This is a genomic window from Pyrolobus fumarii 1A (assembly GCF_000223395.1).
Taxonomy (GTDB): domain Archaea; phylum Thermoproteota; class Thermoprotei_A; order Sulfolobales; family Pyrodictiaceae; genus Pyrolobus; species Pyrolobus fumarii.
The window spans coordinates 233,499-257,105 of the sequence record NC_015931.1 but is presented as its reverse complement, the minus strand read 5'-3'; the positions used below and the strand labels follow the sequence as shown (position 1 = coordinate 257,105).

The following is a 23,607-nucleotide window of genomic DNA, read 5'->3' as shown; positions in this document are numbered from 1 at the left end:
AGCTTTTGGAGAGGTGGTGCACAGTGAAATGTCCCTATGCCGAGCGGAAGGGTTTCATAGTGCATTGTAAGCTTACGGGGAAACATGTCAATCCATTCACGAGACCTTGCATTTCTGGCAACTATACGAAATGCCCGGAGTACCGAGAGTACATGTCAAAGAAGCGCGAAGAGGCCAAGGTAGACATTCAACACGTCGAGGTTCAAGCGATAAAGGACATACACCCCACATTCGAAGAGCGCGTATCAGCCAAGTTAACCGATCCGATATATCTTGCCGTACTAATAGCGCGAAGTAGACATGTTGACAGTGTAACGGGCCAACCTAGCAATATACTAGCATGGGGCATAAAGAGAGCATCCGAGCTGAACTTGAAGACGGCTAGGCTTGACGTATCTTGCCCTGAGGAGGGGTGGTCCGCAATCCTCGTTGTTGAGGACGGGCGTTATACTGGCGCATACGTGGAGACAAGGGAGGGCGAAAAACTAGCTGGACGCAACGCATGGAATCTCATACGCGGCAGCGAGTGTAAAAGAGCTGTAGCATTACTCTACGATGTTCGCAGCAGCTGACATTCCGGCTACTCTTCGAACCCGTACTTTTTCCTTAACTGGCGCGCCGCTTCAACCATGTTACGCAGCTTAGCTCTAGCAACATCTCTCGGCAGTCTCTTCAAGCCACAGTCAGGATCAATGTATATTTTCTCTGGTGGTATGACGTCTAGTTTCAACAATCTCTCTACGTCCTCTATTATCTCCTCCACGCTTTCAACGCGCAAGCTATGCACGTCTATCACACCGTAGCCTATCTCCTTGCGTGGATCCCAGTACTCCTTCACGTAGGGTAGCAGTTTGAATCCGCTGTTTTTGAACTCGAGATCAAGCTGGTCAACCGGGAACTCCATGAGGTGTGGTAGTAGCTTCTCAATCCTACCAAAGCAGACGTGTACTATCTTCTTAACCTCAATACCCTTAAGCATGATCTCGAGCGCCTCTTTCACTAGCTCGGCTTCCTCTGGCAGCGGTCTTGTCGGCAGCGCAGGCTCGTCAACTTGTATGAACTTTGCACCTCTCTTCACGAACTCTTCTATCTCGTGACGCAACACCCTAGCTAGCTCTAGAACTAGTTCGCGGCGATCACCATATTGTAGATCGAAACTCCAGTCAGCCATCGTGTAAGGGCCTGTCAGTATAGCCTTGACGGGCCTACCCTGTGCTATACTAGTAGCATACTCCCAATCCATGACCGCCATGGGACCCTTGTACTCGAGCCTAGCGACTATAACAGGCTTCCTAAAGTACACGTTATCGAATATTCGTACCCACTCGCCACCACTATACCCACCAATCCTCTCCGCGAAATAGACAACCATATCATCACGCGCCTGCTCACCATCACTAAGGATGTCCACACCAGCTTCCAGATGATCCTCTATGACTTTCTTTATTGCAGGTTGTACAAGCTTGTGGAACTCTTCCTCTGTTATCAGACCTTGCCTCCTCTTTCGGATAGCCTCTTCCGCCTCGGGCATCTTAGGATAGCTGCCAACCACCGTGGTTATGAAGGCCTTTGGGAGTCTATACCCGGTTATGGCACTCACCCGAGTGCCGGGAGGCAAAGAGCCACGGTTTATAGAGAAGTTGTAGCTCGGTACCAAGACCATGGGGCAGTGAAGACTGGTATTACCGCTGAGTCTCTTGATGCTGAGGCCCAGCCGCTGCAGAGCCCCCACACTCTTCAAACACGAGGATCCTTAGCTCCCTCAGAAGCTCCTTAGCTCTAATCACCAGCTGGTAAAGCGGGTACACTGTACCTCCCTCACCCCCCTCAGCCCTACAAGCTGTTAGCCTCTCCCCCAGTCTATCGATCTGTACCTCCATCATCTCAAGCACAGACATCAATCGGTCTATAACCACTAGGGGATCTACGCGTTGTCTCTCATTCTCCATCTGCTTCACCACACTTCACCTTGCACGGTTCTTCTGGAGGCTCGCGATATAGGTGAAGATGATCCTCAATCTCTATGGCGAGTTCAACGAGCAGCCTATCGTTGAGCGGCTGTGATATTAGTTGAGCGCCAACCGGAAGACCATCAACGGTACCCGCTGGGACCGCTAATGCCGGTACACCAGCCAGATTGGCTATAACGTTCGCTAAGTCCAGAGCATACATTCGCAGCGGATCGCCTATCGCCTCGCCCTTACGCGGTGGAGGCGAGACGCAAGAGGGTAGCACTACTGCATCCCAGTTCTTCAGCACGCGCAACACAGCATCCTTAACACGACGTCTGATTATAAGAGCTTTCTCGTAGAGCGCATCACGGTATCCCGCGCTGAGTGCGAAAGCACCCATGAATATCCTGCGTTTAACCTCCCAACCGAAGAGCTTACGCACCTCAGAGAACCACCTGGTCCATGGCACGTTATCCACTATCTTACGGCCGGGCGGCCCATACAGTATCCCGGTGTACCTGGCTAGGTTGCTACTAGCCTCACTCATAGCTATAACGTAGTAGGCCGGGAGTGCGAGATCAAGTATCTCGCTACCGAGCTTGACCTCTCCAATATCCCATCCCAGCGACTCAGAGAGCCTATACACCATCTTCTCGACGACCTTCGCGACCCGCTCGTCCACACCTGGATGTTCGAGCAAGTCTCTCAGGATTGCTATCCTCGGCCTTACGGGCCTGGAGGGCAACTCACGCCATCCACCGATCCTCAACGTGGTCGAGTCGCGCTCGTCGAACCCAGCGATAACCTCCATCACCATTGCAATGTCTCGCGGGTGTCGTGCTAGGGGCCCTATCTGTTCAAGGCTATCGGCGTACGCGACCAGACCATACCTTGAGACAAGGCCGTACGTAGGCTTGAGGCCGTATACCCCGCTCCAAGCAGCCGGCAGACGGATACTACCACCAGTATCGCTACCGAGAGCTACTCCACCTGCACCTATGGCTGCTGCTACCGCGCTACCACCGCTACTGCCGCCGGGCACCCTACTGGGACACCAGGGGTTACCTACGGGCCCGTAGGCGCTCAACTCGCTGGTCGAGCCCATCGCGAACTCATCCATGTTCGTCTTTCCGAGTATCACAGCCCCAGCTCTAACCAAGCGCTCTACGACTGTCGCATTATACGGCGGGATAAACTCCTCAAGCATGCGTGAAGCGCATGTCGTCCTCAGCCCCTTGGTTACAATGTTATCCTTGACTGCTACGAGAACGCCGGCTAGCGGTAGGTTATCGCCTCGCGACGCCCTTTCAACAACACTGCGTAGCTCCTTCTCTACATCCTCCTGCTTTCTCAGCGTTATAAACGCATTTAGACACTCGCTCTTTCTTATAACCTCGTAGATGCGCGCCACGTACTCGTCAACACTTAGCTCCCCGCTAAGTAGCATCTCGCGTATGGCAAAGGCAGGTCTCGTTTCAAGCCTCCTATCCAAAACCACACCCCTTGTCACGCGTAGAGCAAACCGGCGTTATAGGTGGGGGTGGCGAGCCCCCGCAGGGAGAGCCCCGAGCCGCCGTCATAGGAGGCCGCGGCGACACGCGGCCCTCCGACGGCCATGTTGTGAGCGAGAGAGTGGTGCGCAGACGGGGCAAATCGGTTTTCGCGCCGTTCATCACTCTGCTCAGAAGGTAACACGGTCCTCACTCCACAATCCACCGTGAAGAGGGCGGGGTCTAAGCTGTCTTTGGGTACCCTGGGTCTGAGGCGCTACAACCCGTTTTATCCTGGGCGTGAAGGGCGGCTTCTGGGTGTACTCGGATTGTTCCTTCCGCCGACAAGCTATGCGGATAACGTGTTCGAGTTCCGCACTCCTCGCGTGAAGTTCGGCGTCGGTGTGCTAAACGAGCTTGGCTATGAGCTTGAGAGGCTCAAGGCCAGGAAGCTTTTCGTGGTGACGACTAGGGGCTGGGTCCGTAGAGGCCTCATTCAGCGTATTGAGAAGTTGTTGCCGGAGGGCGTTGAGATGGAGTATTTCTCGGATGTGGAGCCCGAGCCTAGCGATTCTAATGTGGAGCAGCTAGCTGACGCTATGAGAAAGTTTGGTCCAGATGCTATCCTCGCGGTGGGCGGCGGCTCCGTTATTGACGCTGCTAAGGTCGCTGCTGTCCTCGAGAGGTATGGCGGTAGGGTTAGGGACTATGTTGCGCCGCCTTATGGTGCTGGCAAGCCGGTCCCGGGACCGATTAAGCCGTTGATAGCTGTACCCACAACAGCTGGCACTGGCAGCGAGGTTACAAGCGTCGCCGTTGTCACCCTCCCGGACCTCAAGGTGAAGGTCGGTGTTCGTAGCGACGAGCTGCGACCATACCTAGCACTCCTAGACCCAGAGTTGACATTGACGATGCCGAAGAAGGTAACTGTAGACACAGCGATGGACGCATTGACGCACGCAGTGGAAGCCTATATGGCCATACCCTTCTATGCACGCCCGAAGCCCGAAACACCAGCTAAGAGGCCCGTGTATCACGGCTCGAACCCGATCACAGACGCGCTCGCCGAGAAGGCCATTGAGCTGATAGGCAGGTACCTACGGAGAGCGGCCTACAACGGCCAGACGGATATCGAGGCTAGGGCTGGCATGCTACTAGCCTCCAACCTTGCCGGTCTCGCTTTCGGCAACGCTGGCACGAGCTTGGCCCATGCAGCTAGTTACCCACTAGGTGGCCGCTACAAGCTCACACACGGTGAAGCTGTAGGTATACTGCTACCGGCCGTACTAGAGTTCAACGCGCCCGCCGACTACTGCAAGGCCACTAAGGTAGGCGAGCTGCTATCCGGCGAGAAACCACCATGCCGCTGCTGCCCTGAAGGCGCAAAGTGGGCTGCAGATAAGATTAGGGAGCTGCAAAAGGATGTCGGGTTCACGCCGGGTCTAGAGGCTGTGGGCGTAGACCCGAACGATATACCAGCCATGGCCGAGGAGACTCTGAAGCAGAAGGCGCTCCTCGCGCTCAACCCGAGGCCGGTAACCGCCAAGGACGTTGAATGGATATACCGTAGAGCTTGGAGAAACTACTAGAGTTGAGGCAGGATATCTCCCAACTCCAGTCTTTTAACCAGGCTGAGAAGCTCCTGAACATCTCCTAAGCTCTTGGTAGGCCTACCTAGGTACGGTATCAGAAGCACACGCTGAGCAACCTTCTTGAGCCGCTCAAACGCCTCCACCTGTTGTCTATGTATACCGAGCCGCTTTGCTTCGCCCAGACTAAGCACCCTGTTAAGGACAGCAAGCCCAAGCCAAGCGCCGTGCTGCCTAAGAGCATTCGCTACCTGCTCGACCTCCATAACGGGCAGCGGCTCGGGCGTCGCCACGCCAACATGGAGCGTAATACCTCCATCGATTATAGCGTTGTGTAGCTTACTAAACCGGTTCCTAAGGTGCTTCAATTTCTCGAGTACAGGGTCGCTAAAGTCGCCACCCGCTACTCTCGCTAACATTGCTCTTGCCTCGGCAAGCCTAAACCTTATCTCCTCGAGCGCCTCGAGCCACACATTGTACAAGAGTGGCAACTTTACTATGCGGAGTGCAACACCAGTAGGAGGCATATCTATAACCACATAGTCGTACTCAACACTCCTATTGTATAGTGCCTCTAGCTTACGCAGATACGCCTCCTCTTCCAACCCGGGTGCAGCCGTAACGACATTAAGCACCTTGTCCAGGTTCAGAGCAGCTAACCGTGTAGATACCCTTCTCAAAAGGAGGGCATACTCTTCACCAAGCCTCTTAACATCTACCGTCACATCATACTGCTCTACATGAAGGTTGTCGGTGACCGCATAGACACGGTTTATACACTTACAATTAACGTAGTTTGGTAGGTGCTTCGCCGGATCCAACGATACTACAAGAACCTTATAGCCATGTGCTGACATGTGGAGCCCTACCATTAGGCTAAAAGTTGTTTTACCAACACCGCCCTTCCCATACACAAGCATCACTTTACGACCGTCTATGCTCTCCTCTAATACGCGAATGAGGGTCAACTCTACCACTCTCCACCCAGGCTGGCAAAGTAGTCTGCAAACAGGTCGGCCCAGCGTCCCAGCCTTTGCAATGCTCTATCGAGTTCCTCACCTAGAAGATGCGCAAGCTCCAACACCAGGCCTGTGGGCGCCAGAGGTATACCAGCTAGAGGAGCAGCAACAAGCATGTAGAAAGTTGTCTCAAGCTCTTTAGCCTCTAGTTCAATGGCCTCAACAGCCTGGTCTCTAAGCGCTTTCAAGAAACCTGCTATCACGTTCTTCAGCGCATCTACGGCCTCTCTAATCCATACCATCAGAACCCACCCTTTGTTCAGCGATTCTCTATCAGAGAAGAAAGGTGGTTTATCGGTTAGCGCTTATCCTCTTTAATACCCCAACACTTTAAACATACCATATGGTGGTCAAACAGTGGGCATCAAGAGGGCGCTTGGCATCGCTTTAACGCTAGCATCGCTGGCCGTGCTGGCATACTCGTTCTATGTTGGCGCAACACGTGGAATGATAGGTTGCGTGTCGCTCCAGGCAACAATAGAGGCGAAACTCGGCGATGAGGTTTACAAGTGTACTATACAGGGCCCTACCACCTGCAGGGCAAGCACCATTGACGAATTCTCGAGCAAAGTATCACAGCTCAAGGGCCTCACCATAGGTGATGTAAAGGGTGCACAGTGCAACGGCGAGGTACCAAAGGACGCTATTGTAACCAGTGTCAAGGTGATGAAGAAGCCTGTAGACACGCCTTTGGCTGGCGCCACTGTAGCGGCATGGATGGGACTTCTTATCGGTCCGTGGCTGGCGTTTGGCGAGGCGCCAGCGGGGCTAAAGGCACGTAAAGGGTAGGGGGTGGGAAGATGGCGGCCCCGGTCGCAGCTATAGTACTCCCGGTTATCATCGCCTATATCGTCGGCTACTGGGCTTATGGCCGCAAGGTAATTGAGAGGAAAGTCGTGAAGGCTGACGCTACGCGCAAGACGCCAGCATGGACAAGGTATGATGGCGTCGACTATGTGCCAGCTAACAAGTGGGTCCTCTATGGTCACCACTTTGCTAGCATAGCAGGAGCGGGCCCCATCGTAGGACCAGCTCTAGCATCCGTCTACGGTTGGTTCGCGCCACTACTCTGGGTGATCTTCGGCAACCTCTTCATAGGCGCTATCCACGACTACCTAGCCCTAATGGCTAGCGTGCGCCACGGCGGAATATCGATAATGAGCGTCGCGGAGAGCGTGATGGGCAAGAAAGCCAAGTATGCGTTCCTCGTCTACGTGTGGGGTGCGCTGCTGCTTGTAATTGCAGCGTTCCTCAGCGTAGCTGCCACGATATACTCCGTCATATCTCCGAACGCCGCCACAAAGGCAGTGGTTTACATGCCAATTGCGCTACTCCTAGGCTACCTGATGTACAGAGCTGGCCTCGGTATAACCAAGTCAACAATTATCGCCATAGTACTCGCGATACTAGGCTATGTCTACAGCCTCTACGTGCCACTATACCTGAGCTACAACTCGTGGGTCTACGTGCTAATGCTGTACAGCTTCATAGCCGCCGCACTGCCAGTCTGGTACCTACTCCAGCCACGCGACTACCTCAACGCATACCTTCTTTGGGCGTTTGTGATCGCTTCAGCATTTGCAGCCCTACTGATACTAGACGTGCCTTTGAAGCAGCCCGCTATAATCACATGGGTTGCACCAGCTGCCATCATAGGAGCTGGAGGCACACCAATTGCAAACGAGCCTCTTGCACCCTTCTGGCCAAGCATAGCACTAGTAATAGCTTGTGGCGCTCTCAGCGGCTTCCACAGCGTGGTTGCAAGCGGCACCACGAGCAAACAGCTGGCAAGCGAGATGGACGCACTACTAATTGGCTATGGAGGAATGCTAACAGAAGGTGCTGTCTCTACCCTCGCTGTGATAACACCAATCGCTGTTGCCTGGGATAAGGTAGCCACTCTTCCGAAGCCTCTAGCCAAATTCACAGTCGGATACGGCGAGATGCTTGGCATAGCCCTCGGCCGCCTCGGTTTTGATGTAGCAGCCGCCGCCTTCGCTGCAAAGGTATTCGCCGCGATAGCACTAACCACGTTCGTACTCACAACACTCGACACCGCGAATAGGCTTGCAAGGTTCGCCTGGAGCGAGATGTTCGACTTCCTTGCCGAGCGGAACCAGAGCCTCTACAAGCTACTGACAAACAGATGGGTGGCTAGCGCGATCTCCATAGCACTGGGAGGCCTGCTAGCCATTCAGACTGTTGATGGCACACCAGCATGGAGAGTCGTGTGGCCTGCTTTCGCTGGCACAAACCAGCTGCTAGCCGCGCTCGCCCTCATGACGAGCGCACTGTGGATCTATGTGGTGTTAAGAGTAAGAGGATGGCTAGCGCTCACCGTAGTCGCACCTGCAGTCTTCCTATGGGTGACTGTGACGACCGCCCTTGCAATGTGGCTAGTATTGATAGTGCCGCACCTAAAACCCATATTCCAGATTGGAGCTGGCGGTGTAACAGCAATCAGCTTCATACTAGACCTTTACCTGTTCTACGCGTTCGCGAAGCAACTGCTGAGGGCTAAGAAGGAAGAAGCGATTGCAAAGGCGAGAACCACAACGTCCTAGCCCTCTGTTATTTTCTCACGTTCCTACCTCTAGCCACCTAGGCGACACTATCCTCCTCACCAACTCTATGCAGGAAAGAGCCGCAAGGTAACTTGTACGCGGGTTAGACGGACTAGGCACATTCTCCACTCGTATCGTTAGCCTAGAAGCCGCCGACTCCACAATTATCTCGTGTATATTCCGTTCTACCTTGGGATCAGCCACGATCTCTACAAGAGGCTCTACTCCAGCCGCGAGAGCAAGAGCTGCCGCCACATTCACGTTAAACGGGTATTTCTTGACAGCCTCGCGCGCAGGCCCCCGATACAATACCGTCACATCGTTAACATCAACGCCGAGGCTCTTAGGCGGCTTCCTTGTACGCAACACCACTTTGTTTATTCCAACTATCCGCAACGCCCTGATAGCATCCAGCCCAGCTATGGCTCCAGTAGGCGCATATACTCTACCACCACCCTTACGAGATGCCTCCTCAAGACTCTTGAGCACACTATTATCCAGCAGTGCACCTACGCTTAGCACTATGAGGTCAACGCCCCTCTCGAGTATACGTGGCCCGTACTCCGCAACAGCTGCCTGGCTAGCAGCTTCTACTATAACATCAGGTTTTACTTCAAGCACCTCGTCCATGCTCGAGACCACTTTAGGCTTCACACGCTCGAGGCTAGAGGCTACCTTATCACACCTATCCCTCTTAATGTCGAAAAGTGCCACTAGCTGAGCCGGCACTAGCCCATCATCGATAGCCTTAGCTAGTTCCGAGCCTATGGCTCCACAGCCGATTATGGCTACACGCTTCACGACTACGAGTCCACCGTGGTCAAAACGAGGATGCAAAGTAGGACGTTATAATGCCAGCTATAGGAGTAGCCTCACGACTACGCCCTTGTAGACTGTACCTGGCGTAGGCTCTAGACCCTCTCTTTTATACTCGATTAACCCCCTATACCTCTCCATTAACATTGGTAGAACCTCACGGAACCACTTCTTGGCTCTATTTGCATCCAAGTTAGACACTGGAACCAGTATGTGAAGGCCTCGTCTAGTCTTTATCCTTGGCGGCACGTAACCTACTATATCCTCGACCGCTGCCACGACATTGTCTACTATGCTATCATCATCCACATCTATTATGTGGAAACGCGTGTGTATTTCCCGAGCCAAGACTGAGGCTATTCTGCGCGTTAACACCGAATATTCTACTTTGCCGCTATAGGCCGCGGATTGCAGGTACTCGATGTGCTCGATGCATAAACGCGTAGCTGCTCTAATCAATAGGCTTGGATTTACCCTGGTGTATACAGCCACAGCATCTGGAGGCACGCGGACCATTCTACCATGATGCGCGACTCTAAACACTGTGCCAGCATTGCTTGCAAGCAGTGCAGCACGTACAATGGCGTCAAACAGTCTTTCTCTAAACCCGTCTCCACCCTCGATAACCTCCAGGTGTAGAAGACCCGATTTCGGTATGTTAGTGTGGCTCGGCTTCCACGGTCTGAGCATAACTTGCACTACGTATGCTTCATCCTCGCTTATCTCTGGCAGCCATTCTACAAACTTGCGCACCTCGTTCTCATCCACGGTCATCCGTGGGGCGCCCTCGTATCCAGGGGTGTTACGAATAAGGGGCATTACCATACGTATCTGAGTGGCCGAAGCATGGCCTATAGAGACAGGGTGTATCTGCGTACACGCGTCGCGGAAGCAGCGTATAGGCTTGGTAGCGTCGAGCTTAACGTATCTGAGGATTGTTGGGAAGCTGTAAGAGTGTATGATGGTGCATGGCGTATACGCTCGTGGAGATGTGACTCTAAGCCTTTGAAGGAGCCTACTCCCCGCGGCAAAGGCGAGTTGAAAGAGGCGGTTCTCTTCACAGGGAGGGTGGAGGGTGCAAAAATCCAGCTTGACCCGCTTGAACTGGAGGCTGTTATCGAAGAGGCTGGGAGAAGCGCGAAATGCCCCACTGAGATAGTGGCTAGCCTAGTATGCTTCGAGAAGAGGATTAACCATGCAGATGGTGCGGCCGAGTATACGCACTGTTACATCGACGTGATAATCTCGATAGCTTATGGTAGGCTTTCAGTGTCTGACCGTATAGCTACCACCGATGCTCAAAGTCTACGACTGCTACCACACATAGTTGAGCGCATGTGTGAGAAGGCTACACTAGCCTCCAAGAGCCTCAAAAGCATCTCGCCTATGGATGCTGGCAGGTGGAGCGTGATACTAGCGGGCAGCGCCGCAGGCTCCTTGATACACGAGATTGGACACGCTCTTGAAGGCGATTGGGGTGCAAGACTACCCACGGGTGCCCAGATAGCTCCCGAGTCCTTTTCGTTACGAGACGAGCCTTACAATACGCTAGCACCGTATAACCATCCTTTCGACGATGAAGCGGTTGTCGCAGCTTCGAGGACGCTTGTGCACATGGGCGTTGTTAAAGAGCATCTTGGTACAAGGTGGAGTGCATCCGGCAAGCCTGGATCAGCCCGTGGTCTCTTTCATCCACCGAAAGCGTTGCACGCCGTTCTCGTCCTTAGCACTGGTGATTGGAGAGAGCAGGAGATTATCGAGGAGACTAGAAGGGGTGTTCTTGTAGAGACGGTTCACAGCGCCTTTCTCGACAACAACGTAGTGACTATTATACCCGAACTAGCATGGCTCGTCGACCATGGCGAGATAGTAAGCGCTATTCGGCTCAACCGTATTCGTCTACGCCTCGGCAAGGAATTAATGACCATAGACGCGTTGGGCAGGCAACTATGGACTAGGTTCACGACCGAGAAGGGCCATCCTCAAGTCGAGCTAGCACCCACAATACGCCTCCAAGCTTATGTCGACTAGAGTCCGCCGCACCTACACACGCATCATCTACACGCCACAATTCCAGCTGTCTATTGCACGCCACGAGCACACCATCGTCTAGAAACGTCCGACTTAGAGTCTGCTCGTCTAGACTATTTTCCTCGATTTCCTTGCCGCCGCCCCGGCACCCGTCCATGGGGAGAGCCGGGTTGTTAGCCGGGCTTTCCAGGGTATCATAGCGTGGTGTGGAAGTTGGCTGTGATTGTACGATGGTGGGGTCACGCGTGTATAGAGCTAGTCTATGACGATACACGCCTCATGATAGACCCGCACGACGGGGCTAGTATAGGCGTAGGCGTCAAGCCTCCTAAACCAAATCCACACTACATCCTTGTTACCCACAGACACTTTGATCACAACGCAGTTGATGTTGTTAAAGGCGACTCTACTCGAGAGGTAGTAGTCGAGCGTACTGGCGAGTTTAGCCTAGGCCCATTCCGAGTTAAGGGTGTAAAGCTACCCCACGACGAGTTTGGCGGGCGTTACAGGGGTTTCGTGGTAGCCTATAGGATAGAGGTTGACGGCATCACTTTCACTCATCTAGGCGATGCTGGCATTGTACCTGGCGAAGAAGAGGCTAAGCAGCTTCGTGCTGATATCGTGTTTGTTCCTGCGGGCGGAGTGTATACTATGCACCCGCGCGAAGCTGCAGAGGTCCTCGACATGCTCGAGGCTAAAGTTGGGGTACCCATCCATTACTGGCTTCGCGGCTACTTCCTACCTCTAGACCCTCTAGATGAGTTCTTGTCTGTGGTACGCAAACGTAGGAGAGTTGTGAGGCTCGAGAACAACGAGTTTAGCGTGTCTAGAGATGAGCTTCCGAGCGAACCCAGTGTCTATGTGTTAGAGGCGCCGTGGCTAATACGAGGGTAGCTTTTCACAAACATCAACCAGCTCCACCATCATCCACATTGACTGAAGGCCGTCTTGCTACAATGCACTTTATCCGTACATTGCTTTTATTGCTTTTAGGGTTTTGCGTATCTACCGCTGCATGCCACTACACGGACCGAGGTGCTGCTCCGTGTCGGAGGCGTGTAGACAGGCACTTGAGCGTGCTGGGAGGCTTGCCCCGTCGTGGGCACGTGTAGTATGGAGCCGCGCTCTTGGCCTATATGCTCCGGATGCACGTTACGAGGGTAACGCGTTGAAGGGGTTTGTCGAGCGTGTTGCCGAGCTGCTAGCCAGGACTTGCGGAGCAGTACTTCATCGTAGCCTCGTATCACAAAGGCTCGTGGCTGTCGTGCTAGGAGACTGGATTTTGAAGGATGTCGGCAATGGTTGCGCCGGTAGCAGGACTATAAGACTCGTTCTTGACACTGGACTCGGTATCGATGTTAACGTTACTGTGGTTGTCGGCTTGGAGGGCAGCCCTAGGCGTATAGAGGTGCACAGCAGCGCTCTGGAATGCAGAGGCGTGTGGGGTGGCGAGGAGCAACCCGGTGTTTAACTGGTGGTGGCGCTTGGTTAGCGTGGGCCGGTGACGCTGATGGGCGTTTCGTGGGGCGTCACTGGTCGTTGCATACTCCAGGTATTCACGGGAAGTGTAGCTGCTTACCGCGCTATTGATGTTGCACGGGGATTACGACGTCTGGGTGCACGCGTGGTACCCGCCATAACCAAGGCTGGCGCCGAGTTCGTAACTCCCAAGCTCCTCGAGTGGGCTACCGGCGAAAGCGTCTACACTCTATGGGGCTCTGTACGCCGCGATCACATAACACTCTCTGAGGAGTGTGACGCGCTTCTCATAGACCCGGCTACCCTTGATACCATGGCCAAGGTTGCAGCCGGCCTGGGTGACACGGAAGCCTCGCTGCTAGCCCAGGCGTTCATTGGCGCTGGCAAGCCGGTTCTCATGGTACCGGCTATGCACGGTCAACTGTGGAGCAGAGCAACTAACGATATCATTGATCAACTGGAGGATCTTGGGGTCTATGTTCTGGAGCCTCTCCTGGCCGAGAGTAGGGCTAAGCATCCTCCGGTCGACGAGGTGGTATACTGGGTAGATACTGTAATTGCTAGGGGTAGGGATTATGCCGGGCTCCGTGTACTCGTGACCGCGGGGCCTACTAGAGAGTGGATTGACGACATACGCTTCATTTCGAACCCCTCCACGGGATTGATGGGGTATAGTGTTGCTGGCGAGGCGGTAGATAGGGGGGCACAGGTTACCGTAGTGCATGGTCCTACTTGTCTAGAGCCTCCCAGGAGGGCTCTGAGCATCCGTGTTGAGACTGCAGAAGAGATGGCACAGGTAGCGGCAAGAGAGGCTAGGACTCTCCTCCCTCACATAGTCTTCCACGTAGCTGCACCGGTGGACTTCCGTCCAGCTGAGAAGAGAGAAGGCAAGATACGCAGCGAGGAGGCTAGCGAGAATGGACTGGTACTAAGGCTTATTGAGAATCCTAAGGTTAGCCTTGCCGTCCGCGATGCGGCGCCACAAGCTCTCCACATCGGGTTTACTGCCGCACCTGTATCGGATCCGGAAGGCCTGAAGGAAGAGGCTAAGAAGAAGCTTGAGAAACACGGTTTCGATATTGTTGTTGCCAATGCTGCCGGGCGCGCTTTCGCCTCGGCCACTAATGAGGTTGTAGTGGTGACTAGATGGGGGCTTGTGGAGTATATCCCGGAGGCTCCTAAGAGGCTCGTAGCAAGGCGTCTTCTCGATATAGCTTTGGCCGCGCTACGCGCGAGGAGAAAGAGATGAAGTGCGTCGAGGCACGAGTACCTTTACACCTCAGTATAGTCTGGGTGCCAGTGGTAAGAGGCGATCCACTTCACGATGGCAGCCTAGGAGCCGGCCTCATGCTAGAGCCTCCAGTACGCGCATTAGCCTGCAACGCTCCTGGGGGTTACCACGGTCCCAAGATACCACCTGCGCTGAGATGCCTCCGCTCACTAGGATGGAATAATGAATTCATTCGCGTTGAGACTCCATACCCGCCTGGCTATGGCCTAGCTGTAAGCGGCGCAGTCACGCTAGCTGCATGCCTGGCATACGCTGGCCTAAGAGCTATTAGTAGCATCCGCGCTGCTGACGAGGCGCATGTAGCTGAGGTTCTAGAGGGTACAGGCCTAGGAGATGTGACAGCGTTGTACACGGCATGGGGTCTAGAGGTACGTGTAGAGCCTGGTGCGCCTGGTGTAGGTGGCCGTGCAGAAGCACACCCGGTTGAGGAGCTGTGGGCCGTTGCCGTACCAGTTAGAAGCGTGGATACCCGGGTTCTACTACGCGAGATGTGGAGCAGGGTAACACAAGACGATGCTATACATGCGTACGAAGCCGTGAGGAGAGAGCCCAGCCTTGAGAGCTTGGCGAGGGCTGCAAGAGAGTTTACAATGCGTGCAACCCCGCCCCCCGAGGCGGCTAGACGTGCAATAGCAGAATGTTCATCGAGGGCCCATCTCGTCGTGTATAAGAAGGGCTCGCTGGTAATCATAGTGGACGAGCCACACAATACTATCGAATGCCTCGAGAAGATAGGGTTGAGGGCCATACTGTTACGCCTCACCAATACCAGGCCCTTCACTAGGTGGATCGATCTGCGAGAGAACGTTAAGCAGTGCAGCCACACTACTTGCTAGGTAGCTAATAGGCCCTACGCTGATACACTCGTCCGCGAGACTATGGACTGCAGACGGCGGGTCAATATCTGCTCCGAGCACGACAACACGCCTATTGAGCGATACTCTCCAGGACACAGGACACCTCTCACTTAGGAGAAGAACCCGGTAGCCTAGACTCTTAGCCAAACTCAACAACTCTACACCTGATAAGCCCGGGTATACCATACTTAAACGCGACACTCCCTGCAAGCCACGTAGTATCTCCTCGCCGGCCTCATACTCTCTACACATCCTGCCACCAGCCTCGTGCACGAACAATGCGGGGCCTTGCAGCGAGGCGGCAAACAGGCACCCTCCTTGCGCATCACACCCTGGGTAACACGCCGCCAGCATCACCCTAGCAACAACATCAAGCCGCCCACTAGAGCCAGCCCAACCACGTATCCCGCCACGATACCACGCCCTGCCCGACGAAAAGACGAGCCACACAACACGAGCTGAAGACAAACGCTTATACAATAAAGACCGGGACACACCCGTCACCATGGACCCCCGGCGGCGTTCAATGAGGACGAACCGTGGGGTTGCCCGGTCCACCGGGGGGCAAAAGCCCCCCGGGCATGCCGGTGGGCCGGCGCTACCGAGAAACCGCCGGGGGTTTCTACCACTTCCCGCGGGATGAGGAGGAAGCCCGGAACACCCGGCTAACAAGCCCCGCAAGGGGGATGCGTGAAGCCCCGCATCGCCGACCCTCATCCACACTAAAACATAATCTTACAATATTCAAGATGCTCGTGTAAACTCATGCCGTGTCTATAATCAACTCCTCAAGCGAGAACATCCGTCGCAATGAAAAAGTTACATTGAGGGCACAGACCCTCCAGCTATCTCAACTACATAGCTATGATAGACGATACGCGAACACAGCGAGTACACGTTTACAAAAGGAGGGGCGGGCGCGCGGAGGGCCTCGCGCTGATCTATAAAATTGTCTTGTATTTACATTATCTTTGTCATCTTTTGCGCGATATCCTTGTCAAGCACTAGTATGGTCACTGTTCGGATGCCCACGTGCGTTATCGCACGAGTTGGACAGACAAAGTGGCACATTAGGCACATTATACAGTCGTCGAGGCGGGCTGCGTAGGGATAACCGTCTTCGCCGATTTCATAGACGCTGTTGAATACGGTGCACGATCTGACACAGTTGTAACACTTCATGCATACGTTCTTGTCGATGATTATAGCTTTAGGTTTGGTTGCCACTTCTACTTCTTCTTGCACTTTCTCTACATGTGCAAGTATATCCTCAGCCATCACGGTTTCACCTCCCTCACTACATTCAAGTTTTTATCAACTATTAAGATCTTGCCAAGCTGGTGCTCAGCTACTGTGTGCGTTGCACAAGCCATACACGGGTCGTAAGGCCTCACTATCGCCACAGCATGTGCATATATCTCGCGATCACTCATCTTGGCAACATTTTTGCCCTGGAAGAACTTGGTCAAATCGTTCTCCATTGCAACAGCGTTAAATGTCGTTGGCGTAATGACGTTCACGTACTCAGTTGCACCATCTTCTCTCGCTCTATAATGATGTATCAACGTGCCTCTAGGCGCTTCTATCATCGCAACACCCTCTCCGCGCACACTGTCAGTGTAATTCCGTAACGGCGTGCTCCAGAAGTCCCACTCATCTAGAGCACGTTGTATCAACTCGTAGACAGCTATTGTCTCTACGACGCGCGCATAGTGGTACAGTAGTGGGTGCGTCGCTGGTCTGCCCCATTCCTCGAACAGCTTGTCACGTAGTTCATCAGCCTCTTCAACACCATAGCTCTTGACGATGTTTACTCTTGCCAGAGGGCCGGTACGCATACCACCCTGGGGGTAACCCTTGCTCCTCAACACCGGCATCTTGACATACGTGTAGTCGAACACCTTCTCGTCGATAACCTTGGTGTACTCCTCGGGACGGAACTCGACAACCACATTACCTTTACTATCGATAACCTTTGCCACACCCTCGAGCGGCGTGAAACCGCCAGTCTTGCTATCAACAACAGCTAACATGTATTCTGTCCCGCTCTCGTAATTCGATATTTTCTCTTTGCTCTCGGCAAGGAGGTTCAAAGCCTCCTTCTTGAACGTCTCTAGGTCACTCTTCAGCTTCTCAAACTTTTCTCGGAGCTCCTTAACTTCATGCTCGCTGGGAGCCCTAGCAACACCACCAGATACAGCGTTTATCGGATGCACCTCTCTACCGCCGAATACCGCCACTACCGTATGTCCAAGCTCCATTATCTTCAATCCTGTCTTAGCCAGAGCAGGCCTTGACGCCATTAGCCTGAACACGCTGCGCCTCTTCTCACTCGCCGGGAGGAAGTCCGGTAGACCCATAACCACGAGGTGCAACGCCTGGTTGTTAAGATGTATGCCTAGGTTTATCATTGCCCTGATGTTTTGCGCAGTCTCGGGCGGCTCAACACCCCTAACTTTGTCAACTGCTAGCGCGCTACACACATGGTGTGTCGCACTGCAAACTCCGCATATCATTGGCGTTACTCTTGGCATCTCGTCTATGTTCATACCCGCCCAGAGTCTCTCGAAGAATCTAGTGTCGACACCCTGGTAGAGTACCCTCTCTGCCACTTTTCCATCGTCACCTACACGTATCAGGACGTTGGCGTGACCCTCTATGAGTGTCATATCTAGCCTAATCTCTTTGCCCGCCATGCGCCTCACCCTTGCTGCGCCCTCCTATTCTCTGCCAAGAGTCTAATAGCAAAACCACGTGGCTTTCTTCTGAAAACTTCGGATTCAAGCGTGAACGTATAGAATCTCCTCATGCCGTATACTTTCTCTAGTATCTTGAGTACCTTCTCTCCACCCTCGATGGGATCCATTCCCGCAAGCGTTGCTATTATCCTTGCAAGTGCAACTGGTATGTCCTGGTCTCTACGGACGGCGATTTCGGCTGTCGGGCCTCCACACCCGAAACACGGGATACCAGCCCTAGTACATGGCGCACCACAACCAACGATGGTTACTGACCCCATGCATAGGTACCCTTGGCTTAGAAGACAGGTCTTCGGGTCAACATCGGGGCCTGGCAAGCCCTTCTTGAAGAACTCTTCGGTAATCTCTTGCTTTATCTCGCGCATTTCTCTTGGACACTGCGTACAGACGCTGTACAAGGTTGCTGGCGGCCTTTTGCCTTCATACACCGCTGTGAGCACTTTGTATAACACTTCTGGTGTTGGCGGACACCTCGGTACTACATAGTCGACTGGGACTACATCCGAGGGTGCATACAGTCTTTCTAGCATGTCAACGCTATTTTCTAGCTTCTCTTTACCATAGATACTTTTCATGTTCTCTTCTATCGGGAAGTAGTCAGCCTGTCCGTTTATACCGCCGAAGCCTGCACAAGAGCCTAGGGTTATCAAGTATCTTGCAGCTTTACGCGCCTTTCTTAACACGTCAACATCTTTCTTGGTCCTAACACTACCTTCCACTAGTACTACGTCGACGCTCTCTGGCATCTCCTCGGCTTCAACAACGAGCGGCCAATACACCACATCATACTTTTCGTATAGCTCTGGATACTTCTCAAACGTCCTCAACACTTGTACCTCACAGCCCCCACACCCTGTCAGAGGCACAACAGCGAGTGTGAGCTTCCCGCCACTCACGGTCTTCACCTCATGAGAATCTTTAGTTGCGTAGCTTTCTCATCTAAACCGCGTAGGTCAACACGGTGACCAGTTAGCCTCTCTAAAAGCCCAGCTAGGTAGCCTTGCAGAGTACGATAGATGAAGACTGCACGTCCAAGCTGCAGCTTCTCGACTAGATCGTGGAACACACTCCTTTCTAGGCTAATTACGTCACCCTCCTTGCTCAGCTCTAGCAAACCTTTGTAAGCCACGTTTAGCACGGTTATGGCTTCGTCGACGCTGATCGTTCTGCCAATAGTACTTAGCAGGTTGTCGCCATCTAGGAGTCCATACCTCTTACCTGCCATGTAACTCATAGTCGGATTGCCGCCCAATACTCTATCTACAGTTGCATCGAAAGCCACAAGTATAGACCTAAGGTCCTCACGTAGCAACATGACATACTCTTCTAGACTAGGTTTCTTCGAGTATACGGCGACATCGTCTGGAGGCTGCGGACCGTTAACTATCTCTACACGCAGGAAGCACGCATTAGGCCCGTAACGCAACAGTTTCACAGAATACTTGCCACCTAGTACATCCGCTAACAACTGTTCCACGAAACTACACATTATGCGACAAAGTGTACCTCCGGCGGGAATATCCTCGTGGTATAGTATTTGTCGTATCGGACACTCCCGTCCAACGTAATAGAACACCTTGCGCCCCGTTTGCGGGTCTTCATGGACCACTTTTCCTCGCATCTTGTAAACATCTATACGGAAACTACGTGTGTTTACGGCCTCGAGAGCCTCCTTCAAGTTCTTACCCTTTATACTAGGCGACATGCTTTTGTAAAGTTGCGAGCCCATGATTGTTCCTAGCGCCATTGCGCTTCTCTGTCCAACTGCAAGCTCTAGACCACGTACTGTTATCGCCATAAGCTTGATCATCGCCTCTATATCCAGGTATATCTCTTCCTCAGAGACTAGAGGCTTTACCATAGCCAAGTTGTCATGCTCCGATATAGCCTTAGACACGGTTAGCACCCCAACCGGTTAAGGGTCGGATAAAAGACCCCGGGCACACGGACACACGTGGCATCAAATATCGTTTTTCACACTTTACAACTATCATATGTATGGTCAACTAGATGTCCCCCGCACCTAGGTTTAATTTCAAGGCCAGGAGCCCATGCTTGGCTGGTACTAGGAGGTCGGAGGCAGGTACTCCATTGCGTTTGCTTGTTGCTGGGTTTGGGAATGAGCTTATACCTGGTGATGCATGCGCCAAAAGTATTGTCGAGCAGATACGTCTACCGTGTGGCGAGGCAAGATGGCTTGGTAGAGGCGTACAAGCACTGATACACCTTATACATGATTACGACGCTCTCATCGTAGTTGATGCATCGCGACGTGTACCCAGGGGCACGGTGCGCACTACCATAGTGGAGAGTTGCGATCAGCTAGAGTTGAATGCGCTGCACGAGGCTGGTCTTTTAGAGGCTCTCTGTATGGCTATGGAGGTTTCGAAGGCGGTCACTGGCAGACACCCACTCGTCTACCTTGTGGAGTGTGGCATAGGGTCACCTTTTGATGGAGAGGCCGCTAGTCTTGCTATAAGGGAGGCTATCCCTCTCATAGAGGAGTTGGCAGGTGAGTTGTGTGCACGAGCTGAGAGTGGACAGAGAGCTGGTCAAGAGGCTCGAGGAGATGGTTAGGATCTCTTTGACTCCGGAGGAAGAGGAGCGTATGATATCCGAGTTGTCAAAGATACTTGAGTGGATGAGAGTACTACTAGATGCCAAGGTTGTGGGTGATCCGCTCTACCACCCGAGCGACGTGGAGGGGCTGCTACGACGCGATGATCCAAAGCCTAGCCTGCCTCGCGAGGAGGCTTTACGCAACGCTGTTGAGGTTATCGACGGGTTCGTCAAGGCGCCCAAGCTCGTGGAGGAGTAGGCCCCTTGACAGAGCTTTACCCCGTGATTAGGAATGGTAGAGCAGAGCTGCTTCAGGGTGGGGCTGCAGAGGCCGTTGTCCACTATGATCTTGACCATCGTTTGCTACGAGCCATATTCTGGCTTGACAAGGAGCGTGGCGCTGATGTGACAAAATTTCTCGAGCGCGATGGTACACTGCGCATTGGCGATATAAGAATCCCTTATCGCCTCTGGGTGCTTGCCGCGCCTTACGTACATGCATACACCCTAACGAAACTGGAAGATCACGTGGACCGCTTGGTCAAGCTCGTTGGGAAGGAGCTTCGGGGCAGACGCGTTGCTCTCGGTTATAGTGGAGGGAAGGACTCTACAGCAGCACTTCTCGTGCTACTCGCTCTTGCAGAGAAACTAGGCTTGAAGCTGGATGTCCTCTACATACACATACCATACATAGAGTCCCCGAGGAACGTCAAGTTCGTCGAGGAAGTCGCGAAGAGGTTAAGCATAGACATTGAAATCATCGAGGCTCCGAGAAGAAAGTTCCGTAGTTACCTCCTCTGGCGCGGATTGCCTAGGAGAGGTGACAGGTGGTGCACCTTCTTCAAAGTCAAGCCTATGAGAGAGTATAAGAAGCGTCATCGTGGTGCCCTAGAGGTAGTCGCCGACAGAATTATGGAGGCCCCAAAGAGGCTCGAGAAGCTAGCCGCACCAGCATCTCGCCACGAGTACCTCTCTGGAAGGAAGTTCCGCCCAACATACCTAATGACACTTCTAGACGTTGTCAAGTTGACCAGAGAAGCTGACCTCGTGCACCCCGCTTACTTTGACGGTCTGCCACGTGTCGCGTGCACCTTATGCCCATTCAAGTCTCTACACGAGTTTACGGTAATTGAGGAGCTGGAAGACCCTGGCTTCATAGAAACCGTGTTGAAAAAGGAGCATAGGAAATGGTATAGCGATATTCCCTACGAGGTGTTTGCAGAGCACCATCTCTGGCGCTACCCGAGAAAGGAGGCCATCCTCGTATACCGGGCGAAGCAAGTGTTGGAGAAGATGCTTGAAAGAGGTGAAGTGGAGGAGGTAAAAGCGCGCGAGGTAAACGAGAACTATCGTAGTCTTTGGGTCGAGTCTCTCCCCGAGGCACCAATACTAAACCCGCCGGACGTAGCCGCTCGCGTCCTCTCAGCGAGAATAGTGAAGCCCGTACCCCCGAGAACCACGGATAAAGTTACAAGACAGGATGAAACCGAGGCTCAACAATAGCCACTACAATGTTATTACCGTTCCTGCACGCGCATCGCAATACTTGCCAGGATATCTCTCCCTGATATACCGTTTAGTCTCGTCACCACTGCAGTGTATCGCACATATCTTTCCGTCTACCAAAGACGCAAGCCTATCAATCACATCGAACGGTGGTTCGTGAAACCCTCCTATGACGAGAATAGGCTTAACATTAAGCGTTTCAACCACTGTCTTGATGATTGTATCGACACCCGGGTGCCCACACCCAACAAGCACAACTGCACGTCCATCACCAACACCTATTACGAGACTTTGCTCTGGTATCTCGCGCCCCTTGTAGACGCCCCGGAAGGGACCAACAATGTAGACACCCTTGACTACCTCTATAGTCTCATTAACCTCGATGGGCTGCAAGCCCCATTTCCGTAAAAGCCGGGCTACCCTCCTCGACCCCCTAGGCACGTATACCTCCACTCTGTTTGCACTTTTACCGACCGCGCTAAAACCTCCATAGTGGTCACGGTGAGGGTGGCTAAGTACAGCGAAGCTTATCAATCCAAGATCTACGCCAAGTCTAGCCGCGTTGTACTCGAGCACCTCGGGTTCCGTATCCGCGTCAAAGAGAATATGCACATCATCCTTCTCGACTAATATAGACAGTCCCCATGAGCTACGCAGCCCGCCTCCAGCCTCGTTATCCACTAATACGGTTAACTTGACGCTCAACTCGACGCTTCACCACCATTCTACCATTTTCAAGAATCCCGGCTAGCCTGAATTATATCGAAATCATTCGCGATCAAGCACCGTGCACCAAATTACGGGTGAAACGCGTCGATGGTAAGAGGGGCTATGAGGAGAGCGCTCTTCGCCGAAAGCAGTGTGGAGTGTAGGCCGGGATTCCCGAGCCCCTAACACACAATCGCAAACCAAGACGAGAGACATTAGCTTACACTTAACCACTTATTCTATCACATAATTGAGGTGGGTGGAGGCTCGGCCTCCGCCGTACTCTCTTCACCAGGACAACCCTCCGCCCTAGCGAACCTCCTCACTGCCCCCGGTCTCCGGGAGTACCCTCTCACCTATCTTCCTCAACTTCTCTGACAGCCCAATAACCTCGCCAGCAAGATTAACCAGACCCCCATAGTCACCTATTTGCAACCGAGCCTCAGCTTCGCCTTGCACAAGGAGGACAAGAAGCTCGCCGAAAAGCCGCCACGCCATACCGCCGTGCTCCGCTAGATGGTTGAGGCCCTTCTCGGTGATACGTAGTAATCTCCTACCTCCGCTTGGCGCGCCCTCCACGAACCCAGCTTCTTCTACAAGCTCCTCTTGCTCCAGCTCGGATAGTACTGTGTAGACGAGACTAGGCGATATTAGCCTTGCACGCGCGAATATCGACAACAGTCTCTTGTAGATCGCGTAGCCGTGCATGGGTCCCTGACTTGCCAGTAATGCAAGCACAGCCAGCCTAACTATCCATCTTAAGCTTAGTCTTGGCGCCTCCTGCAAGGATGTTACTCCACCGCGGATATTCACTATCGTTACATACAACTTAAAGGATGGTTAGGAAAAGTTCGCTCCCATCTTATACTATGTTAATAAACTCCGCTAAAACTCCTCTTTTTGACCCTCGGCAACGCCGGTTTCAGCATCGGCGTACTCGCCTCTGGAAGGGGTGGACTTCCACATCGGGCCGTTTACAGTGACGCC

At 53.2% G+C, this 23,607-nt stretch carries 26 protein-coding genes; 12 read left to right on the top strand and 14 right to left on the bottom strand.

Annotation, left to right across the window (positions count from 1 at the left end):
- The first annotated feature begins 23 nt into the window (after nt 1-23).
- The gene (locus tag PYRFU_RS01500) at nt 24-572 is read left to right on the top strand and encodes a hypothetical protein (protein ID WP_014025838.1); all 549 of its coding nucleotides are present in this window, start codon (nt 24-26) and stop codon (nt 570-572) included.
- An 8-nt stretch (nt 573-580) separates the two neighbouring features.
- Here the strand turns inward: PYRFU_RS01500 and PYRFU_RS01495 are convergent, their stop codons facing one another.
- The 3 genes from PYRFU_RS01495 to gatA form a co-directional block, all read right to left on the bottom strand.
- Nucleotides 581-1,600 (bottom strand): methionine synthase, encoded by a 1,020-nt coding sequence (locus PYRFU_RS01495; RefSeq protein WP_014025837.1) that lies wholly within the window; start codon nt 1,598-1,600, stop codon nt 581-583.
- Nucleotides 1,601-1,682: 82 nt separating this feature from the next.
- Nucleotides 1,683-1,958: a hypothetical protein gene (locus PYRFU_RS01490; protein WP_167827782.1), complete on the bottom strand. Its 276-nt coding sequence runs from the start codon at nt 1,956-1,958 to the stop codon at nt 1,683-1,685.
- Nucleotides 1,939-3,399 carry an Asp-tRNA(Asn)/Glu-tRNA(Gln) amidotransferase subunit GatA gene (gene gatA, locus PYRFU_RS01485; RefSeq protein ID WP_048192208.1) on the bottom strand — a complete coding sequence of 487 codons (1,461 nt, stop codon included), beginning with the start codon at nt 3,397-3,399 and terminating at the stop codon, nt 1,939-1,941. The genes PYRFU_RS01490 and gatA overlap by 20 nt, the downstream gene beginning before the upstream one ends.
- A 297-nt stretch (nt 3,400-3,696) precedes the next feature.
- Between gatA and PYRFU_RS01480 the strand changes: the two genes are divergently transcribed.
- Nucleotides 3,697-5,031, top strand: coding sequence for a hydroxyacid-oxoacid transhydrogenase (locus PYRFU_RS01480; protein WP_244403862.1), 1,335 nt, complete (start codon nt 3,697-3,699; stop codon nt 5,029-5,031).
- Here PYRFU_RS01480 and PYRFU_RS01475 read toward each other — a convergent pair.
- Nucleotides 5,028-6,008 (bottom strand): ArsA family ATPase, encoded by a 981-nt coding sequence (locus PYRFU_RS01475; RefSeq protein ID WP_167827781.1) that lies wholly within the window; start codon nt 6,006-6,008, stop codon nt 5,028-5,030. The two genes, PYRFU_RS01480 and PYRFU_RS01475, sit on opposite strands and share 4 nt — an antisense overlap.
- Entirely contained in the window at nt 6,002-6,292 is a 291-nt protein-coding gene (locus PYRFU_RS01470) for a DUF7990 family protein (RefSeq protein ID WP_014025832.1), read from the bottom strand. The genes PYRFU_RS01475 and PYRFU_RS01470 overlap by 7 nt, the downstream gene beginning before the upstream one ends.
- A gap of 115 nt (nt 6,293-6,407) precedes the next feature.
- Between PYRFU_RS01470 and PYRFU_RS01465 the strand changes: the two genes are divergently transcribed.
- Together PYRFU_RS01465 and PYRFU_RS01460 are read left to right on the top strand one after the other, a co-directional pair.
- Nucleotides 6,408-6,839 carry a hypothetical protein gene (locus PYRFU_RS01465; protein WP_014025831.1) on the top strand — a complete coding sequence of 144 codons (432 nt, stop codon included), beginning with the start codon at nt 6,408-6,410 and terminating at the stop codon, nt 6,837-6,839.
- 11 nt (nt 6,840-6,850) lie between these two features.
- The gene (locus PYRFU_RS01460; protein ID WP_014025830.1) at nt 6,851-8,614 is read left to right on the top strand and encodes a carbon starvation CstA family protein; all 1,764 of its coding nucleotides are present in this window, start codon (nt 6,851-6,853) and stop codon (nt 8,612-8,614) included.
- Between the two features lie 15 nt (nt 8,615-8,629).
- Here PYRFU_RS01460 and nadX read toward each other — a convergent pair whose 3' ends face one another.
- Together nadX and PYRFU_RS01450 are read right to left on the bottom strand one after the other, a co-directional pair.
- The gene (gene nadX / locus PYRFU_RS01455) at nt 8,630-9,415 is read right to left on the bottom strand and encodes an aspartate dehydrogenase (protein WP_014025829.1); all 786 of its coding nucleotides are present in this window, start codon (nt 9,413-9,415) and stop codon (nt 8,630-8,632) included.
- Nucleotides 9,416-9,472: 57 nt separating this feature from the next.
- On the bottom strand, nt 9,473-10,204 hold the full coding sequence (locus tag PYRFU_RS01450; protein WP_014025828.1) for a hypothetical protein: 732 nt from the start codon (nt 10,202-10,204) through the stop codon (nt 9,473-9,475).
- Nucleotides 10,205-10,276: 72 nt separating this feature from the next.
- On the opposite strand from PYRFU_RS01450, the gene PYRFU_RS01445 reads away from it, so the two are divergent.
- From PYRFU_RS01445 to PYRFU_RS09810, 5 genes are all read left to right on the top strand, one after another.
- Nucleotides 10,277-11,461 (top strand): metallopeptidase TldD-related protein, encoded by a 1,185-nt coding sequence (locus PYRFU_RS01445; RefSeq protein WP_014025827.1) that lies wholly within the window; start codon nt 10,277-10,279, stop codon nt 11,459-11,461.
- A 201-nt stretch (nt 11,462-11,662) separates the two neighbouring features.
- Nucleotides 11,663-12,355 (top strand): MBL fold metallo-hydrolase, encoded by a 693-nt coding sequence (locus tag PYRFU_RS01440; RefSeq protein ID WP_014025826.1) that lies wholly within the window; start codon nt 11,663-11,665, stop codon nt 12,353-12,355.
- 151 nt (nt 12,356-12,506) lie between these two features.
- On the top strand, nt 12,507-12,932 hold the full coding sequence (locus tag PYRFU_RS01435) for a hypothetical protein (RefSeq protein ID WP_014025825.1): 426 nt from the start codon (nt 12,507-12,509) through the stop codon (nt 12,930-12,932).
- Between the two features lie 39 nt (nt 12,933-12,971).
- Nucleotides 12,972-14,189, top strand: coding sequence for a bifunctional phosphopantothenoylcysteine decarboxylase/phosphopantothenate--cysteine ligase CoaBC (gene coaBC / locus PYRFU_RS01430; protein ID WP_014025824.1), 1,218 nt, complete (start codon nt 12,972-12,974; stop codon nt 14,187-14,189).
- The gene (locus PYRFU_RS09810; RefSeq protein ID WP_014025823.1) at nt 14,186-15,067 is read left to right on the top strand and encodes a pantoate kinase; all 882 of its coding nucleotides are present in this window, start codon (nt 14,186-14,188) and stop codon (nt 15,065-15,067) included. Before coaBC ends, PYRFU_RS09810 begins: the two co-directional genes overlap by 4 nt.
- Here the strand turns inward: PYRFU_RS09810 and PYRFU_RS10315 are convergent.
- The 5 genes from PYRFU_RS10315 to PYRFU_RS01400 all read right to left on the bottom strand — a co-directional run bounded on the left by PYRFU_RS10315 (nt 14,984) and on the right by PYRFU_RS01400 (nt 19,744).
- Nucleotides 14,984-15,556: an RNA methyltransferase gene (locus tag PYRFU_RS10315; RefSeq protein ID WP_167827780.1), complete on the bottom strand. Its 573-nt coding sequence runs from the start codon at nt 15,554-15,556 to the stop codon at nt 14,984-14,986. The two genes, PYRFU_RS09810 and PYRFU_RS10315, sit on opposite strands and share 84 nt — an antisense overlap.
- Nucleotides 15,557-16,048: 492 nt before the next feature.
- A complete protein-coding gene (locus tag PYRFU_RS01415; protein ID WP_014025821.1) occupies nt 16,049-16,366 on the bottom strand; it encodes a 4Fe-4S dicluster domain-containing protein in 318 nt (105 codons plus the stop codon).
- A complete protein-coding gene (locus tag PYRFU_RS01410; protein ID WP_048191314.1) occupies nt 16,366-17,784 on the bottom strand; it encodes a Ni/Fe hydrogenase subunit alpha in 1,419 nt (472 codons plus the stop codon). The genes PYRFU_RS01415 and PYRFU_RS01410 overlap by 1 nt, the downstream gene beginning before the upstream one ends.
- Nucleotides 17,785-17,789: 5 nt before the next feature.
- Nucleotides 17,790-18,743 (bottom strand): NADH-quinone oxidoreductase subunit B family protein, encoded by a 954-nt coding sequence (locus PYRFU_RS01405; RefSeq protein WP_014025819.1) that lies wholly within the window; start codon nt 18,741-18,743, stop codon nt 17,790-17,792.
- 5 nt (nt 18,744-18,748) lie between these two features.
- A complete protein-coding gene (locus PYRFU_RS01400) occupies nt 18,749-19,744 on the bottom strand; it encodes a hypothetical protein (protein WP_048191313.1) in 996 nt (331 codons plus the stop codon).
- A 158-nt stretch (nt 19,745-19,902) separates the two neighbouring features.
- On the opposite strand from PYRFU_RS01400, the gene PYRFU_RS01395 reads away from it, so the two are divergent.
- From PYRFU_RS01395 to PYRFU_RS01385, 3 genes are read left to right on the top strand one after another with little or no spacing between them, the layout of a single operon-like run.
- Nucleotides 19,903-20,424: a hypothetical protein gene (locus PYRFU_RS01395; protein ID WP_014025817.1), complete on the top strand. Its 522-nt coding sequence runs from the start codon at nt 19,903-19,905 to the stop codon at nt 20,422-20,424.
- Entirely contained in the window at nt 20,369-20,665 is a 297-nt protein-coding gene (gatC, locus tag PYRFU_RS01390) for an Asp-tRNA(Asn)/Glu-tRNA(Gln) amidotransferase subunit GatC (RefSeq protein ID WP_014025816.1), read from the top strand. The genes PYRFU_RS01395 and gatC overlap by 56 nt, the downstream gene beginning before the upstream one ends.
- 5 nt (nt 20,666-20,670) lie before the next feature.
- Nucleotides 20,671-21,909, top strand: coding sequence for a phosphoadenosine phosphosulfate reductase family protein (locus tag PYRFU_RS01385; RefSeq protein ID WP_014025815.1), 1,239 nt, complete (start codon nt 20,671-20,673; stop codon nt 21,907-21,909).
- Between the two features lie 3 nt (nt 21,910-21,912).
- Here the strand turns inward: PYRFU_RS01385 and PYRFU_RS01380 are convergent, their stop codons facing one another.
- Complete coding sequence (locus PYRFU_RS01380) at nt 21,913-22,617, bottom strand: MBL fold metallo-hydrolase (RefSeq protein ID WP_014025814.1); 705 nt, start codon at nt 22,615-22,617, stop codon at nt 21,913-21,915.
- A 312-nt stretch (nt 22,618-22,929) separates the two neighbouring features.
- Complete coding sequence (locus PYRFU_RS09805) at nt 22,930-23,406, bottom strand: PadR family transcriptional regulator (RefSeq protein ID WP_014025813.1); 477 nt, start codon at nt 23,404-23,406, stop codon at nt 22,930-22,932.
- Nucleotides 23,407-23,607: the final 201 nt, after the last annotated feature.

Excerpts from the sequence above, each read along its gene's own strand:
- gatA (WP_048192208.1), bottom strand. The coding sequence starts at position 3,399 with ATGCTACTTAGCGGGGAGCTAAGTGTTGACGAGTACGTGGCGCGCATC.
- PYRFU_RS01470 (WP_014025832.1), bottom strand. The coding sequence starts at position 6,292 with ATGGTATGGATTAGAGAGGCCGTAGATGCGCTGAAGAACGTGATAGCA.
- PYRFU_RS01460 (WP_014025830.1), top strand. The coding sequence starts at position 6,851 with ATGGCGGCCCCGGTCGCAGCTATAGTACTCCCGGTTATCATCGCCTAT.
- PYRFU_RS01450 (WP_014025828.1), bottom strand. The coding sequence starts at position 10,204 with ATGACCGTGGATGAGAACGAGGTGCGCAAGTTTGTAGAATGGCTGCCA.
- PYRFU_RS01445 (WP_014025827.1), top strand. The coding sequence starts at position 10,277 with ATGGCCTATAGAGACAGGGTGTATCTGCGTACACGCGTCGCGGAAGCA.
- coaBC (WP_014025824.1), top strand. The coding sequence starts at position 12,972 with ATGGGCGTTTCGTGGGGCGTCACTGGTCGTTGCATACTCCAGGTATTC.
- PYRFU_RS09810 (WP_014025823.1), top strand. The coding sequence starts at position 14,186 with ATGAAGTGCGTCGAGGCACGAGTACCTTTACACCTCAGTATAGTCTGG.
- PYRFU_RS01415 (WP_014025821.1), bottom strand. The coding sequence starts at position 16,366 with ATGGCTGAGGATATACTTGCACATGTAGAGAAAGTGCAAGAAGAAGTA.
- PYRFU_RS01410 (WP_048191314.1), bottom strand. The coding sequence starts at position 17,784 with ATGGCGGGCAAAGAGATTAGGCTAGATATGACACTCATAGAGGGTCAC.